At 39.7% G+C, this 16,575-nt stretch carries 17 protein-coding genes, 1 tRNA gene and 2 pseudogenes; 13 read left to right on the forward strand and 7 right to left on the reverse strand.

Annotated elements, in window-relative coordinates:
• The first annotated feature begins 53 nt into the window (after positions 1–53).
• The 5 genes and pseudogenes from AC4G47_RS09210 (at position 54) to AC4G47_RS09230 (ending at position 3,196) form a co-directional block, all read left to right on the forward strand.
• Positions 54–383 (forward strand): hypothetical protein, encoded by a 330-nt coding sequence (locus AC4G47_RS09210; protein ID WP_458123311.1) that lies wholly within the window; start codon positions 54–56, stop codon positions 381–383.
• Positions 384–508: 125 nt separating this feature from the next.
• Positions 509–1,090, forward strand: coding sequence for a DUF3221 domain-containing protein (locus tag AC4G47_RS09215; RefSeq protein WP_491105802.1), 582 nt, complete (start codon positions 509–511; stop codon positions 1,088–1,090).
• Between the two features lie 180 nt (positions 1,091–1,270).
• Positions 1,271–2,328 (forward strand): annotated as a pseudogene (locus tag AC4G47_RS09220) (DUF3626 domain-containing protein).
• Between the two features lie 282 nt (positions 2,329–2,610).
• Entirely contained in the window at positions 2,611–2,790 is a 180-nt protein-coding gene (locus AC4G47_RS09225; protein WP_017687382.1) for a ribbon-helix-helix domain-containing protein, read from the forward strand.
• 112 nt (positions 2,791–2,902) lie between these two features.
• On the forward strand, positions 2,903–3,196 hold the full coding sequence (locus AC4G47_RS09230) for a DUF6809 family protein (RefSeq protein ID WP_047843715.1): 294 nt from the start codon (positions 2,903–2,905) through the stop codon (positions 3,194–3,196).
• A 224-nt stretch (positions 3,197–3,420) separates the two neighbouring features.
• On the opposite strand, the gene AC4G47_RS09235 is transcribed toward AC4G47_RS09230, so the two are convergent.
• Positions 3,421–4,323: a manganese catalase family protein gene (locus AC4G47_RS09235; RefSeq protein WP_491105803.1), complete on the reverse strand. Its 903-nt coding sequence runs from the start codon at positions 4,321–4,323 to the stop codon at positions 3,421–3,423.
• Between the two features lie 259 nt (positions 4,324–4,582).
• Here AC4G47_RS09235 and AC4G47_RS09240 point away from each other — a divergent pair, with 259 nt between their 5' ends.
• From AC4G47_RS09240 to AC4G47_RS09255, 4 genes are all read left to right on the forward strand, one after another.
• Positions 4,583–4,840: a hypothetical protein gene (locus tag AC4G47_RS09240; RefSeq protein WP_491105804.1), complete on the forward strand. Its 258-nt coding sequence runs from the start codon at positions 4,583–4,585 to the stop codon at positions 4,838–4,840.
• Positions 4,841–4,946: 106 nt separating this feature from the next.
• Positions 4,947–5,267: a DUF3889 domain-containing protein gene (locus tag AC4G47_RS09245; protein ID WP_491105805.1), complete on the forward strand. Its 321-nt coding sequence runs from the start codon at positions 4,947–4,949 to the stop codon at positions 5,265–5,267.
• A 196-nt stretch (positions 5,268–5,463) separates the two neighbouring features.
• Positions 5,464–5,685: a hypothetical protein gene (locus AC4G47_RS09250; protein WP_491105806.1), complete on the forward strand. Its 222-nt coding sequence runs from the start codon at positions 5,464–5,466 to the stop codon at positions 5,683–5,685.
• Positions 5,669–5,950 carry a hypothetical protein gene (locus AC4G47_RS09255; RefSeq protein ID WP_458123307.1) on the forward strand — a complete coding sequence of 94 codons (282 nt, stop codon included), beginning with the start codon at positions 5,669–5,671 and terminating at the stop codon, positions 5,948–5,950. The genes AC4G47_RS09250 and AC4G47_RS09255 overlap by 17 nt, the downstream gene beginning before the upstream one ends.
• A gap of 74 nt (positions 5,951–6,024) precedes the next feature.
• Here AC4G47_RS09255 and AC4G47_RS09260 read toward each other — a convergent pair whose 3' ends face one another.
• The 3 genes from AC4G47_RS09260 to AC4G47_RS09270 form a co-directional block, all read right to left on the reverse strand.
• On the reverse strand, positions 6,025–6,261 hold the full coding sequence (locus AC4G47_RS09260) for a DUF3892 domain-containing protein (RefSeq protein WP_076211448.1): 237 nt from the start codon (positions 6,259–6,261) through the stop codon (positions 6,025–6,027).
• A gap of 112 nt (positions 6,262–6,373) precedes the next feature.
• The gene (locus AC4G47_RS09265) at positions 6,374–6,817 is read right to left on the reverse strand and encodes a GNAT family N-acetyltransferase (RefSeq protein WP_458127301.1); all 444 of its coding nucleotides are present in this window, start codon (positions 6,815–6,817) and stop codon (positions 6,374–6,376) included.
• 239 nt (positions 6,818–7,056) lie between these two features.
• Complete coding sequence (locus AC4G47_RS09270; RefSeq protein ID WP_491105807.1) at positions 7,057–7,314, reverse strand: hypothetical protein; 258 nt, start codon at positions 7,312–7,314, stop codon at positions 7,057–7,059.
• Between the two features lie 204 nt (positions 7,315–7,518).
• Here AC4G47_RS09270 and AC4G47_RS09275 point away from each other — a divergent pair.
• Both AC4G47_RS09275 and AC4G47_RS09280 read left to right on the forward strand, forming a co-directional pair.
• A tRNA-Val gene (locus AC4G47_RS09275) sits at positions 7,519–7,590 on the forward strand.
• A 229-nt stretch (positions 7,591–7,819) separates the two neighbouring features.
• Positions 7,820–9,208 (forward strand): recombinase family protein, encoded by a 1,389-nt coding sequence (locus AC4G47_RS09280; protein ID WP_491105808.1) that lies wholly within the window; start codon positions 7,820–7,822, stop codon positions 9,206–9,208.
• A 182-nt stretch (positions 9,209–9,390) separates the two neighbouring features.
• Here the strand turns inward: AC4G47_RS09280 and AC4G47_RS09285 are convergent.
• From AC4G47_RS09285 to AC4G47_RS09295, 3 genes and pseudogenes are all read right to left on the reverse strand, one after another.
• Positions 9,391–10,850: pseudogene (locus AC4G47_RS09285) on the reverse strand (IS1182 family transposase).
• Between the two features lie 440 nt (positions 10,851–11,290).
• Positions 11,291–11,893 (reverse strand): hypothetical protein, encoded by a 603-nt coding sequence (locus tag AC4G47_RS09290; protein WP_491105809.1) that lies wholly within the window; start codon positions 11,891–11,893, stop codon positions 11,291–11,293.
• A gap of 85 nt (positions 11,894–11,978) precedes the next feature.
• The gene (locus AC4G47_RS09295) at positions 11,979–12,833 is read right to left on the reverse strand and encodes a hypothetical protein (RefSeq protein ID WP_491105810.1); all 855 of its coding nucleotides are present in this window, start codon (positions 12,831–12,833) and stop codon (positions 11,979–11,981) included.
• 924 nt (positions 12,834–13,757) lie between these two features.
• Between AC4G47_RS09295 and AC4G47_RS09300 the strand changes: the two genes are divergently transcribed.
• Positions 13,758–15,977 (forward strand): M1 family metallopeptidase, encoded by a 2,220-nt coding sequence (locus AC4G47_RS09300; RefSeq protein ID WP_491105811.1) that lies wholly within the window; start codon positions 13,758–13,760, stop codon positions 15,975–15,977.
• A gap of 340 nt (positions 15,978–16,317) precedes the next feature.
• Complete coding sequence (locus AC4G47_RS09305) at positions 16,318–16,575, forward strand: hypothetical protein (RefSeq protein WP_145322923.1); 258 nt, start codon at positions 16,318–16,320, stop codon at positions 16,573–16,575.

Genomic DNA, 16,575 nt, shown 5'->3' on the forward strand with positions numbered 1-16,575 from the left:
GCTTAACGTGTAAGATATGTTCATCATCTTGCAAGATGTAGGAGGTACACGATATGCAGTTGAACGATATGCTGAAGATTCTTATAACCTGTCTATTATTTATTCTGATTTGGTGGCTTCTGACTCAAGGGATTCGCAAACTTTCTAGTACTCGTGCGGGGTCCGGTTTCCGACGCTGGGGTGGATGGTCCATTGGACTTTTCATTGTTGGCGCCGTGCCACTCGGTTTTTCGCTATACACAGAGATCTTTGATAAGCGTCTGGATGCTAACATCGGGTTGGGGCTTGCCATGTTTTTTGTATGGGCTTATTGTGTGATCTTGTTGTGTGCGGCGTTGGTGGTATGGGGAAGGTATGTGTACAAAAGGGATATAAAGAAATGAATATTTGGTTTGATCGTGCTGAGCCCGTCAGGAAGTTAAGGGTGAACTAAAGGCTATATTCGCAACAATAACATGACATGGAACGTTAAATTTAGAAAGAGGTGTTATTAAAGGGGGATTTACATATGTCCAATCTTCGTCGAGTCCTCATATTGCTCTCAATCCTAATCGTATGCCTTACTGGATGTTCAGGACATATCGAGTGCAACTCTGTGCAGGCTCAAGCCAATGCACCAAGTGAAGATGGATTCACTGGTTATGTGATTGAACGCAAAGACAATTCCATTCTTGTTGTTGATCCTGCATATGAGGATTTTAGTTCCAATGGAGGAAAGAGTCGGTATTATCCGGCAAAATGGTTCTCCAATGCGCCTGATCCGCAGATCGGCTCCTATGTTGAAGTCTGGACGGATGGAGGCCCGGAAAATCAACCCTATCCTGGGCAGGCCAGAGCAGAAAAGATAGCGGTATCTTGTCCAGTGGCACCGGATGGTGCGCACATGACGGATGCGGATGCGATTCGTAGCGGACTGCATTCACTTGATACAGAGAACATGCATATTCCCGTCATAGAGGACACACGGTTTGATGCAGATACAGGGACATGGACCATTCAGATGCGAGATGCGAATACAGTGAATGAAGGGCAAGTAGTTCATGTGACCGTGAAGGATGAGGAGAAGGTTAAGACACAAGGCGGAGAATAAGGGGTTCATAGCTTTATGATGGTGGGGGAATGCGTGTTGCACATGAATATGATTCAAATTGAAAGAAATGATGTGGATTAGATTCATTGCAAGCTATCATGAATTTTGAACCGCCTGTAAGTTCCCTTACTGTCCATCATGTATTATGATTTTATAAAAATGGAAAGGAATCTTCTGCTTATGGAATTATCAAGGTCTCAGCAATTAGCTCAAGAGCATGTAACCAATTATGCAAGAAGCCGAAAAAATGAGACGGAGCAAACCATTAGGGAAATTCTTCGTATGTCCAACATCGAGCTTAATACATTTGAAGATGCTATCACTAAACTAAAATCTCATGCAAGTATCGCGTTACACTTTCACCCAGATCGATTAGATCCGAATATGAAAAGCGTGGCTGAAGCACTACTTGAGCAGGGAGTTTATAAAAGTCAATTTGAAACTTTTTTATCGAATGGAAGTGTATCCGCATTTTCAGGCGGTGAACGTGACGTTTGGGAGAATAAAATGTTTGGCGGAGCGTACCAAATAAATGGCTCAACCAATAGCGAACGTCCCAAGTATGGGGCACTCAATGTCATGTTACATCCCGATGGACCTGCTCCGCGTTTTGGATCATGTTATTTCCTTTTATCCACTGAGGTCTCTCAACGTTGCACGTATACATATTTGGATTCTCATCAAGAACCTGAGGAAAAGGGAACGTATGAGGAATTTGACCTCATTTTGGCTGCTCTCATGAGGGATGTATTCTATAGTAATTTTGCCATTGGTGAAAGAAATCTAACGGTTCAAAAGTTAATTGACCATATGCACGTCAATCTTGAGAAACCATTCCAAAATCCATCAAACAAATCGAAGCGCAGGTTCATGGTGACATTTCCCTTGAAAAAGATGTAAAGATGCTTGTTGCCGACCCATCATTTAAAGGCACCCATACAGGAAGAATCTTAGAGCAGATATGTTTAAAGTATTCAATTGATCTCCACTGGCACATGGGCTTTACACTATTAGTTAATGACGTTCCTATGGATTTTCGAGGTCCTTCGATGCCTTCACTAGCCAAGAGAATTGCAAAAAGTGATTTGATTGATGCAAATATCATTGGTTCTGCAGCTATGGACTTGAAACGAAACCCAAGCCATTGGAGCGATAGAGGAACCTACAAAGAAGTTCTACAAGAGTTAAAATTACTCTGGCATGTCTTAGTGAGATATGGAAAGCCAATGGAAGAGTGAAAACATTTTATTGAATATGTAGTGATAAAAATGCTAAAACACCAAATTCTTTTTCCTACTTGTTTGCGTATCTCCTGAATTTTAAATTGTTACTCAATAATAGTATTCTAACGACCTTGAGTGCCTAGCCGTTCAAGGTTTTTTTATCATTCAAACGGATTACTGACTATAGATTTATCTATGAATCTGTTGTGACAAAAACGAACGTATGTTTTACAAATAAATTGACTTTTTGTCCTGGCAATAATATATTATTGTCAGGACAAAAAAAGAGGTGAAGCAATGTCCGCCAAAAAGATGGGGCGGCCTAAATCTGACAAACCCAAAAGCAGAACGATTGAAATACGTGTTGATGAGGAAATTATGAACAAGCTCGATATTTCGGCTGAGAAGCTGAATACGAATCGATCAGACATCGTTCGCAAAGGGATTGAGAAGATTTACGACGAGCTCCAAAAATAAAAAGGAAGCAGCGCTAGTCCCACGAAGAACACGCTGCTTCCTATACCGCAATCACTTGAATGAGCGACTGCATAAATATCCTACCATGTGTAGAACGTTCAGGAGGATGCACATGAATTCGATATTAGAAGCATTATATAATGGACGACTTCGACCGGATGAGATGATGATGCCGACACATCCTGAATACCAAGCGTTAGGGCGGCAGATTGCAGCTCTGACAGAGCAATGGAAGAATCGTTTGAGCGAGAATGAATTTCTTGAGCTTGAACAGTTATTTGACTTGTGTGGCAGATGTGAGGGCATGCATACGGAAGCTGCGTTTGCACAAGGTTTTCGTCTGGGTGCCAACATGCTAATTGAAGTCATGAGTCAGCGGGAGGAATCGGTGTTGGAGTTTAACTAAGTTTAACGATGTGAACAGAGATCCGGTTTACTTTTACAGCTAAATTCTCAGGAAATGACGTGCATACAACATACTCATTTTGCACCATAAAATTGTATCATAAATTTAGTAGAACAAAGCCCTCCAACCCTCTCTGCATTCAGCAGCAGGGTTGGAGGGCTTTACTTAAACATAGAGTTAAAAAATCTATATATAGGGAAAGAACCTGTTAAACAAATTGTTCCTTAATCCGCAATATTCCCCGCCATCTTCAGACGGCGAGCAATTTCCTTGAAGTCTTCCTGAGAGATGCCTGGTGCGAATTCTTCCTCCACTGCCGGAGCTTCCGGAATCGGGAATCCCTGAGGTATGCCTTGGATAACCTCCAAAGGTTGTCCATCTTCGGGGTGCGTTCCTTTCCAGATCTGATCGATGGCATTAAAGTCTTTATCACTATAGGTATACAGCTTGGTGTGTACCCCTTTTTCCTCATATTTACGAGTTTCATTGAAAGCCTTATTATCCAGTGAAGGAATCGGAATCAGTTTGGTCACATTTACGCCGGTTGCAATTTCGATTGCTTTCGCATAGGCAACCACGTGTACGCCGCCACGTACAAGCAGAAAACCGACGACTTCGCGGGCTGCTGGGTGATCTGTCATTTCATATACTTTCATTTTATGCGTACGCGCACCACATTCGAGGAAGAAGTTATGCAGCAGATCCTCGACCAGATTACCGCTATTGAAGACATTGGCACTGGTCCACGGATTACCCATGGAGTCGAAAGGCATTGCTCCTTGTGCTCCTGCCAGGAAGTGATAGGACAGACGAGCATCCTTCACGGAACCAAGGGGTGTATCATCGGGTTCTTTGTATTCGGTTGATCCTCTAAGGCATTTGTTAATACCATGAGACACTAGCTCAACATGCCCCAATTCTTCGGCGGTAATACTCATGACGAGGTCATAGAAAGGCTTCAACTTTTCTTTGGATCGAAAATTAAAAGATTGATAGAGGTAGTTGTTCAACGTTGACATTTCTCCGAATTTGCCGCCGAGCAATTCTTGTATGGCTGCTGCTGCATTCGGATCTGGCTTTTCGACATTAGGAATCTCAATCAGGATTTCATCCAAGCGTTTGAACATATAGGGATAACCTCCTCGAATGTGGTGTTACAGATCTTGTGGGGATTCAGATCGTGAAGTCATTCTGTCATGGCTCATTACACGAATATTTCCGTTTTTAAACATAAAATCAACCAAATGGGACTTAAGTATTGCATATCACATGCCTCATCTCGTTTTCCATTTTCTATTACCAATATGTTGAATGTTATGTATAATCTAATTTTCAAATGAGTCTTCCATGTACAATAGATACCCTATATCGGTGAAGGAGAGAAAGATGAACAAAAGGTACATAAAAATAGCCCGGATTTTGATGTTTCTAATGATTCTGATGTACATAAGCAGCGGGACTATCACGGCATATGTCGCTACGAACGAGGCTCAGGTGGACGAACAAACGAGGAAGTTACTTGAGAAAAATACGGTTTGGAACGTCCTGAGGAGATACAAACACAACAACATTTATTTTCAGGTGACTGGGGTAATAGCTTCCAGACTGGGCCTCCTGATTCGTTTGACCGACTTGTCCATGTAGCTCCCTTCTCCTTAAGGCCACTGGCCTGGATCTTTCGTTTATTCGTGTAAAATAAAACTCATACGGGCAATATAACAGAAACATATTGTCCCAAGGAGTGAGTGAAATGAGAATGCTCATCGTTACCGTCATGGCGATAGTCCTGAGTTTAGCCGGAATCACGTCAGGAACAGGTGCCGCCATCCCGGATTATGCGAAATGGGGAATTATTGCGGTCAAAGAAACACAAACCAAGTACAATGTGGATATATTGGACTACAAGCATATCGGTCGGACATCTCTCACAGCAGATGAATCACGAGAACAGTTTAAGTTGTGGGTTCGTGCTAAGGATGGTAAGCAATTCGCAGTCTATGTCAATGTTGACTTTAATCCGTCCACGCAGCAATTGAAAAAAGTACAATTTTCGGAATCGGATCGACATTGATTCGGCACAGGACTTGGTGACAATAAGTCATGTTTTTACATTAGCTATACCATTAGTAGGACCAGACTGCCTTAATCTCTAAGGTGACAGTCTGGTCTTTTATTTATTATAAAATCCTTTTTTTACTATTGAATAAAGAACTTATGTTCGCATATAATGATAAATACAAACAAATGTTCTTATCGGAGGGATGATTATGCTAGGAAAATATATTGGCCAGATGGTGGAGCTTGTCTACATGGATCGTGCTGGACAGATTACGCAGCGACAGATTCGCATAAATAGTGTACGTGGCGGGATGATTAGGGCCTCAGCAGGAAAAGAAGGCTCACCCCGAACATTCTTGGAACAAGGTATTCTGGCATGGCGTCCTGTTAAGGATATGAATGGGGAGGTAAAGTATGCTGAACGACTTTGAACGCAAAATTTTGCGAATTATGGTGAACTATGCAGGACAACGGCGCCGACTACCACGTATGGATGAACTGGAGAACAAGACCGGACGAAGCAAAGCATTCATTCATGAGTCATTGCTGGAGCTTGAACGTACGGGACATATCGCTTGGAATAACCATTCCACTCTCGAAGGGATACAGATTTTGCAGGCTTGGGAACAGGCACAACAGCCGATTCGCAAAAGCCAGCCTTCCGGGGACTCCGTAAAATATTTTACGGACTATTAGTATAAATAAGAAACGCCAACCCGGATAACCGGATCGGCGCTTACTGTGTCACACGTACGACGTGTGTATCTATTTTAGAAATGGGGGAGTTGGTCCAGGTTGTTGGTTGGGTCGCCGTCGGCATCGCCGCGAATGTACATTTCTCCATCCTTGCCTTTAAATACATTCACGCCGGCAATAGCCCCAGCTTGTACTTCTGCAAGTGCCTGTTGATAATCCAGCACGCGTCCTGCTGAAGTCTGAAAAGCTGTCAGGTCACCATCGCCGTTTTTCTGTACTGCTGTGAAACTCTCGCGTGTCGTTTGATCCATGATGTCACACTCTCCTTATATGACGAGATAGGAATCTGTTTACCTGATTAGCCTATCCGAATTCCTCGGAAGTATGCACCATGTGGTGATAAGACCTGCCTAGGCAGAGGTTTTACAGACTCTTTCTCATACGAACATGCAATATATCTGCATCATAAAATGGTTCTTCCGAAATCACTTCATAACCTAGTTTCTCATAGAATTTCTGTGCCTGACATTGAGCATCGAGTACGGAATAGGATAAGCCGAGTTCACGTGCCCGTTCCTCCATCGCCAACAGAAGCACACGTCCATAACCGAATGAACGATGAGACTCAAGCACCGCGATCCGCTGCATTTTGGCAGTATCCTTACTGTAATAGATCAGACGTCCCGTGGCCACAGCCTGTCCATCTGTACTTAATAATACATGATGCACATCCGGACTGATGACATCGTATTGATCAATCTCAATCTCGGCAGGCACCTGTTGCTCAATCACAAAAACGTGATGGCGAATCCCCAAGGCTTGCTCCAGTTGTTCTTTCGTCGTTACATAACTAATCTCAGCTGCCAATTCCATTCCTTCTTTCTGCTCTTGCGCGACATATCAGACTGAATTATACAAAAAAATGCTTTTCCTGTATAGTTAAGTCTGGGACATATTGGCAGAGGAGGGGCTAGTGATGGGCATGGCAGGCATCATGGTAATTACATTGCTAATGTCGGCGGGAATGATTACTCTGTTGTATTATGTGACCAAGAAAGCATACTCACGCAAGTGGGATGAAGATGAGTAATTCCTCTGTTTACTCTTCATGGCAAGACTTCGCTGCTTCCTCCCGGAGAATATACATCCTGAATCACAGATTTGGAGTATACGTCCAGCCAGACAGGCAGAGATTCGCCATTTTCATTGGGCTGTTGTAATTGTTGGAATTGTACCGTATGTTCATCTCTCTCCAAGCTGCAACCGGTAACGGTTGTAATCAGAACGATAAGCCCAACAAAGGGGAGGAAGCATTTTGTAAATATATATTTATCGTGGTCCCGGCGTTTTGTTTTGTTTCTCATGGGGAATTCACCTCGTTGCAGAAATGGTAATCTTTCCTTTATTGTGCTCCATTTCAGGTGATTTATAACCAAATAAATTATTGACAATGAACACGGTTACTTGATATGATACTGTTACTTGATTGGGAAACAATTATATCTCATGATCTGTTAGCTCAGCTGAATATAGTAGTATGATCGTGATTGATACATTTTAATTATTACAGGGCGATAGCTCAGCGGGAGAGCATTATCTTGACAGGGTAAGGGTCGTGGGTTCGATCCCCACTCGTCCTATTCGAAAAACCGAAAGCAATTCCTTTTGAGATATCTCAAGAGAGTTGCTCTCGGTTTCTTTCATTTCAAAAATAATAATAAATTTTATGGCTACCTGCATGACTATGTGTAGGTAGTTTTGTTGCTGAAAAATAGGGTTAATGGTACAATTTGGATGTTGTTTATATGGTGAAAGTAGTAATGGATACTGAAAAACATAGCACAGAAAAAAAGATATGGTGGTGGAAAAATGGTGCAAATTAAACGGGTAGCAACTCTGTATCGTGTATCTACAAAAGGGCAGCTAGATGGAAATGATATACCAATGCAACAACGATCATGTAGAGGAATGATTGAAAAGAAGGATGGTTGGAAACTGGTAAAAGAATATACTGAAAAAGGTGTATCCGGCTTCAAAGTATCCGCTTCTAATCGTGACGTGATCCAACAGGCTAAAGAGGACGCAGAAAATAGCTTGTTTGATGTATTGTTAGTCTTTATGTTTGATAGGCTTGGGAGAAAAGAGGATGAAACTCCCTTTGTGCTTGAATGGTTTATAAACAAAGGGGTTGAAATGTGGTCAGTAATAGAAGGTCAGCAAAAAATTGAAGCACACACAGATCGGATGGTCAATTATTTAAGGTTTTGGCAGTCAAGCGATGAAAGTAGAAAGACCTCTGACCGCGTCAACGAAAAACATATGCAGATGGTCGAAGATGGTGTTTTCAGGGGAGGGGGTATCCCCTACGGTTATAAAAGTGTTGATTCAGGTAATCTAAATAAAAAAGGGAAAGCACTGCATAAACTAGACAAGCACGAAGAAGAGTCAAAGATCGTACATAAAATATTCCGATTAGTTCTCGAAGAAGGATATGGACAATTAAGAATAGCTAAACTTCTAAATGAAGAAAATGTCCCGACAAGAAAAGCAAAGCAATGGGGGGCTCCAACTGTAAATGTCATACTTAAGAATCCAATTTACAAAGGAGTGATGAGATACAGAACAGAAAAGGGAGACGAAATATTCTCAAAACAGATCCCTGAATTAATAATAGTTTCAGAAGAGGAATGGAAGACTGTACAGGAAATAATAGAGAAAAAGAATCCTAAGAATTACAAAACAAACGAAGCATCCATTCCGATGAGTACTAAAGGGAGTTTGCTTTTAACTGGGATAGCCAGATGTGGTTGTTGTAACTCTAGATTGACATCGACTACATTTGTAAATAAATACAAAGCAGCTAGTGGAGAAATTATTAAATACAATCAGAATAAAAGTTATCGTTGTAGTGGGAAATTGCAAGGGAAAACTGATTGTGACGGACAGGCAACCTTTTCTTCAAAGAAAGTAGAGAGGCAAGTCTTGGAGAGAGTGGATATATACTTAAGTCAACTCAGCACCATAGATTTTCAATCACAAATTGAATCAATAAAACAGAATGTTTCTAATGAAGAAGAGGAGAAAATTAAAAAACTGCAAAGTATACTGGAAGGGCACTATGATGAGCTTGCGGCGGCATTAAACGCTGAAGTTCCAAAAGCTATCATGGGTAAGAGCGCTTTCAATCCAGAAATGCTTAATAATCTTATTAAGAAAAAAGATAACGAAATTCAGGAAACTTCTGAAGATATCAAGTGAATAGAGAAACTATTATCTTTAAAAAAAGTGGAGTTATCAGAGATGGAGACTCTAAAAGATTACCTCCCAGTTTGGGAGGCCACTGAAAAACTTGCGTTTTTAATTTGTTAAGATTTATTTTAAATCAAAAAGGCTATATTTCGTTCATATTGGAACGGAATATAGCCTTTCTCTTTATCCTTTTACTTTGAGGCTTTTATGAGTGTAATGATTCGCTTGAGATTAACAGTAAATATGGCCATGGCACCTTGCATTTGCATGCCAACAAGACCCGAGGACGATGCAACATCATACCCGTGTCTATGCTTGAGTTCACTATTTTTTGCTTCAATTTTATAACGTTCTTCGATTTTTCTTTGAAACCATCGCTATTTTGAAATGCCTCATGTTCCTTATGTTCGGTCGATTTGATGGTTACAGAATAGGTTTTACTTTTCGCACCTTCTTTATAGCACCCGTCTTTCATTGGGCATACTTTGCATTTTTCAATGTCAAACATGTAGGTATTCTTTTGGTTATTATTCATACCTTTCTTACCTGTACGCGCTCTTTGAATCGCCAAATGTCTAGCTTTACAAACGTACATACCTGCATCTTTATTAAACTCAAATTCATCTTCTTTTTTACGAGTTCCTTGTGTGATATTAGGGTTTAATTTTGATATTAATTGTAATTCGTTGTGATTGGCATATTGAATATTATCTTTTTCAGAATAGGCAGTATCTCCAATGACGGTATCGATCTTCATACCTGTGTCACGACTTTTTTCAATGAGAGTTTGAAGTTGTTTTCCATCACTTTTCTCACCAGTCGTAACCACCGCAGCTGTAATAATTCGTTCTTCATTCATAGCAAGATGTGTTTTGTAGCCGAAGAACGAGGAGTCTGCCGTTTTGTGACCTATGCGTGCATCTGGATCATTGCTGAGTTGAAAGTGCTCATGGTGATCAGCTACGATTTCTTTTAAGTAGTTCAGCTTTTCTTTCACCTTTGGGTATTCACGTAGGGATTCTTCTTTTTCTACTGCATCTATAACTTTTTGGCAATAGTCCAGTTCATCAGACAATTCGTTCGTCGTTGTTTTCGGTGGGAATTTATCCTTCATTTTTTCATCGATCTTGTAAACGGATTTTCTCAACAACTTAGACTTTTGCATTAATATTTCTTTGGGTGATAGCTGATTAAATCGTGCTTTCGTATGGGTGGCATCCACAATAATTGCGCTGCTTTTGATAATTTCTTTTTCCAACGCGATCTCCACGGTCTTTTGAATAAGTATGTCGAGCAGGTTCACATCTTTCAAGCGAAGCCTGCGAAACTTTGTTAGTGAACTAGGATTAATGACTTCGTCTTCAGGTGCCATATCTAAAAAGTACTTAAAGGACATGTCATATTTAGAACGTTCCACAACATCCACATCGGATACATCGAAAATGGATTTCAACAATAGGTATTTGAACATTCGAATGGGAGGCACTGCATTGCGACCATTGTCGAGGCAGTATTTATGCTGTAATTCTACATGAACAAATGAAAAATCTACGAGATCATTTATTTGACGAAGCATATTATCTTTAGGTACGACGATATCGTATATGGCCATAAATGGACTAAGGTTAAGAGATTGTTGGTTTGAAATCATCCGAGACACCACCTGAAATTAATCATTTAATTATACAGGAGAACAGATATCCCTCCTCAAAAAAATGAGGAGGGATATCTGTTTATAGATGTTGGACTTTTTCAGTGGCCTCCTGCAATACAGAGATCATCTTCTAGAAGCAGTGTAGATGCCTTTTTACCGATCTTTTTATTTTTATCCTGGTGAGTTTTTTTATTGAACTAACGTTTCCCGTTTAGTTTAATGACTAATTCTGTGTTAATCATAAAAAATTCTTTATTTATTCTAGCTTAATAAGTTTGTCCTCCTCAATAAAATGTCAATTATAGAGCTACTAGACAACAAAATTGGGAGAAATTTATACAAGCAATCATGGCCTTATTTCAAATACATGAACGGCTTAGTTTATAATCATTGCTATTATATATCGAATGCGTTCTCTTATCATCAAAGTATTAAATTCAAAGTGTATGAGTGTCTAACTCATCCAATAACTTCAAGTATTTATCAAATAATTTTTCGGAATCCTTCACGTTGTATATTAAATGCTTTCTTTCCTCTTGTACTAGATTTGTTATATAATTCTCGATTTCATAAGTTGTAGGAATAGATTCAACATTTCTCACTATATTGTCTATTACAATTAGGATTGAATTTAAAATCTCAATAAAAACGACTAATGATAACTTTTCATCGATCAAAATTTTTGACTTGAAATTTTTGGATAAGGAGCTAACCACAGTTTGACATAGCTTGTTGAGAATATTTGAATATTTATCATCTATTATTAAACAGTGCCTAATGTCACCTATTGATGATAGCTCCGGCATTAAGTTATGCACGTATTGATTACTCGAAGTGGTAAAAAGAGTAGCCAGTTTTGAGTACGGTTTACCTATTAAATCCATCTTACTTTGAATTTTACTTTTTGTCGCTTGATCCTTGTTATCTCTAAAATTAATGAGATCAGACTTTAAATCGACTAGAATATCGTCACTACAAGATAAAGTGAATTCATCTAAATACTTTGTTAATTTAGAGTTTAGCTGTTTAAAGTCTTTCATTCGCGTTACCACCTCTAGAATAAAATTAATCAGAAAAAACCATAGAAGCAGTGTTTGAACACTGCTTCTACTTATTTCTATAATATTAGAAGAACGAGTGACCACCAACTCTGTTCCATGTATGGAAATGGTAATAGTAACCAAACCCAAGACCTGCACCATGAATTTCAGGGCCAACTGCTTCTTTACCTCCACCAGCTCGCTCAGCAACCTTAGCTGCTCCCGATAAAGTTGTTGACCATACATCATTACCGGTAATTGTAGAATCTCCATTAAATGATTTTAATCTCGCAGCTGCATTAATTAAGGAGATAGAAGGTCCAATCCATACATCACCTTGCACTATTTTAGCGTAGTAATGGTCGTACTCTCTTTTATTTCTCAAGTTCATTGCAATTTCATCTGTTCTTGCAAATTCGATATGATTGATAATAATGACAGCAGCAATAAGAAGAAGTGCTTCTATTAGCTTAGCGCCCACTATTTGCACAAGAGGAGCTAAAATTACCATCATTGGTTGAATAACTGAATCATTATTACTGATAGTTGACTTCTGTCCTGTTTCCTCATCCTCATATGTTATAGTTGCGCCAAACCCTGTTGAATAATCATCGATTGTTAAAGAATATTGTTCTACAAGATTATTATCAATAGATTCAACAGACATTAAGGAAACAGGCGTAAGTTTTGATTCTTCATATGTAGTAAGAGTAGTCTCCAATGTCTCCTTATCTTGAACTAATATACCAACAACACCATCAATCTCAGTTTTCAATCTAATCTCTTGCTCATTATTAACCACAACCTCAACACCATCTAACTCCGTTGTGATGTTGTTATTCTGAGCTTTAACATTAGATGGAGTAATCACACCTACACTAACAAGAACAAATACAAGGAATGTTGCCAAGAATTTTACAAAATTTCTTTTAAGTAACATTGTATTGGATATCTCCCTTTTTTATAGTGTGTTTTGAAAAAACTAAAAACTAAGCTAACCTCCTTTTCCTCATATATTGTAAATATATACTAAAAAAATAGTATTCATCAACAATAAATATAATTTATTTCATGTTATGGAATTTAAAACACAAAAAAATTATATATAAAATTATTACATATTTATCCATTATCAAACTAGTCTAACTGGCAAACGAACTAAGGAGTCGATTAAGACATCCAACCCTAAACCCCCCGTTGCTCTTGGCCTAAGACGAACTTGCACTTAAACCTTGTTTATAACCTTGTCTCTACTACTGTTATATTTCACCATGATCTTAACAAAGTGAATATAAAAATTTGCATATTTACGGAGCTCATTTTAATAGTTATGTAATTAATCGTAACCTTTTATCTCATGCAGGAGTCGTTCTTTGGCCATTTTAAGGGGGTGAATTTCTCCGAAAAACTGCACTACCCTAGAAGAGGTTAAACGAGAGGTGAAAGCCTATATAAACTACTACACCATTGCAGATAACAGTGGAACCTAAAAAGGATGACCCCTGTGCAATACGTTTGGCAGGATGTATTTAAAACAGCTTCTACAGAAAAGAAGAAAATGATGTTAAGTATATTGCTAGAAGTGGTCTATATTAGTAAAGATAAAATATTGGTTGAAATCAAGGGTAGATTAAAAGAACTACTCCGGTCATCTATTCAGAGAGAGTATGGAAACGAAGAACTCACTTTCTGAGAGAATAAGGTCAGTGGTTCGAGCCCACTACAGATCAAAGAGGAGAAGCCTTACGATGTAAGGCTTCTCCTCTTTTTTAAACAAAATTTAAATAGAACATAAATTCAACGTAAGGTTCGTCTTCTATACTTGGTTCTGAGATCAACCTAGAATACGAAGAGGAGAGAATTTATGAATTATTCAAGTCCCTTTACATCAAAGATAGCCAGAGTAGGGATCGCAAGTACACTGGCCTTATTGCTGGCAACAAGTCCACTTGGGAACATGAATTATACTGCGGCTCAGGCAGCGCCCACATCTGCAACTGTAGAATCTGCTCTACATAACACACAGAAAGATACCCTAGAGCAGACCCCGATTCAATACGAGATCCAGGCTCGGCTCAATGAGAAGGACATGACCCTGCAGGGTAGCGAAAGGATAACTTATCGTAACACAAGCAAAGATACACTTCAGCAGTTGGTCCTCCATACTTATGCTGATGCGAACCTGACGAAGTCTACACAGGCGACCATGTTTCAACAAGACAATGAAATGATCAGCACAAATAATCCAGATAAGAAACCCGAAGATTTCCTTGGAGGGATGGATATTCAGGGAATAACAACAAATGGCCAATCGCTGGATTTCCACAAGGAAAACCAAGTGTTGAGCGTACAGTTGAAAGAGCCCGTTCAACCAGGCGAATCTGTAGTATTCCAGCTGGAATTCCAGCTGAACATTCCATATGGATCGCAGCGAATTTCCTACTACAAGGATATGATTAATGGTGCACACTGGTTTCCGGTGATGTCTGTCTACGACGAAGTTAAGCATCAGTGGAACAAGGCACCGTATAGTCGAACCTTTGAGAGCGATTATTACACCTCATCAGACTTCGATGTTCGATTAAATGTTCCTGATAAGTATCAGGTAGCCATGCCGGGTATGATTACCACTCGAGACAGTACAGAACAGGGGCGTAAAGTTGTTTCTGCTGTAGCCAAGAATACAAGGGAGTTTGTTTTCTTTGCCAGTCCAAACCTTCAAGTGGAGAGCGTTACTCGTAAAGGTCTGACGGTGGAATATTATTATTCCAACGATGATCCTTCCAAGAAAGAGCTGGTTGACCGATACATTAATCAGGCATTCAAGGTTATTGATTTTTATAGTGAGAAATATGGGAAATATCCCTATCCCGAGTTCCGAATCGTCGAGACGCATGTACAAGGCGTCGCTGTGGAGTATGCAAGGCTAATTCAGATGGGACAGATTCAAAGCGGTGTTGTTCCAGAAAAAGATACAACATTTGTTCATGAAATAGCACATCAGTGGTTCCATGCATTGATCGGTAATAATTCGGAGACAGAATCCTTCCTGGATGAAGGATTTGCTGATTTCTCCATGGTGTATTTTGCAGAGAAACAGGGAGACAAGCTAAATGGTTTCAGATCCATTCAGTTTGATAGTACGCCCGTAGATATGACCATTGCGTCAACAAACGATGAAGCAGGGGATTTGGCCGGTCTGGTGTATTATCAAAAGGGAAGACAAGCGATCTATCAGCTTTACCGTTCCGTCGGTGAAGAGAAATTTGATGAGTTGATGAAGACATATCTCAAACGCTATGTGTACCAAAATGCAACGGTAGAGGGGCTGCTTCATACCATTGAAGATGTGCTCGGTAAAGAAGTACGTACAGAAATGCAGATGGCCCTATATCAGCCTAATTTTGTCTTAAAGCAGGAATACCAATTATCACAAGAAGAGACCGCGGCCTATGTGCATGACATCTTACAACTACAGTATCAGACTGTTATGGGGATGATCCCTGATCTGCCTTATGAAGTGATGAATCGTTTGATGGACAAAATCCTTCAGGGCGAGGAGTTAACCATTGTGCTCAGCGATCAGGTGAGTAAGCTTGCAGCTAAACAGCAGGAAAATATGGTTCATCAGTTGACTGGATTCCTTGATATGAGCGGTGTGAGATACGACGTTATACGGGATCGCAAGGAATTGAAGCAAAAGATGAAAAAGGAGATCGGCACCAGCAACCTTATTGTAATTGGCAATGCAAAGTCAAACGGTCTGGTGCAGGCTTTAAAATCCAGCATGATCGACCGAGCGAAACAGACAGGTTTTCCTTGGAAGAATACTATGAATGAACCTCTCACTGCTGGTGCATATGTGATCAAACATCCCTATAACCAGAATCGATTGATGCTTCACTATTTCTGGAATGAGGATCATCTGAGTGATGCAGCATATGAACCTTTTAAGCTGAAAATACAGGAGTCTATCGGATTCACTAACGATTTTTACCAATACTATCTATTGGACAACCAAGGCAAGGAGAAATCCAATAAAAAAATAGCGAATCCCATATCTTCATTGTTTGCGGAGCAATAAGTCATTGGCTTTAGAAACGTGAAGAAAGCATCCCTTGTGACACGACGAAAAGACTTGTTTAAGAGAACATCTATATTGCAGTTTCTTCCTCTAATCAGGTTAGCCAATTGTTATTGGTTAGCCTGTTTAGTCATTTTAACAAAAGCAAACCGATGGTTGCATAACTCACTCCCCTTCAAAGGAAAGATATAACCTTCAAAAAGTCTAAAAGGGGATAAAATTTTATGTTGTTTTGCAAACCAGTCTTGGAATATTAGGGCCATAAAATGGGTATGATGCTTTAACAGAAAGGTAACTTCATGAATATACTTATCGTGAGAAAACAATAGGAGGGATTAATATGAAGGATCAACATTATCCGGGCATGCCATGGAAAGAGACAGTCACTGATCACAACGGTAAGGAAAGCAAAGGAATTAACAAAATGAAAGCGTATTCATACAATACAGGCATTCGCTCTATCATTCGTGTTATTCAGGGGCCGGCTGCGAATATGGGTAATGTTGTTGATCTCTCAAATCTACTAAAAGTCACATCGGAATTAGTATTCTTCTCTCCATTGGACATTGTCACCCTGCACGTTAAGGAGGTTGTGTAA

This window comes from Paenibacillus sp. Negev47 (assembly GCF_058313655.1).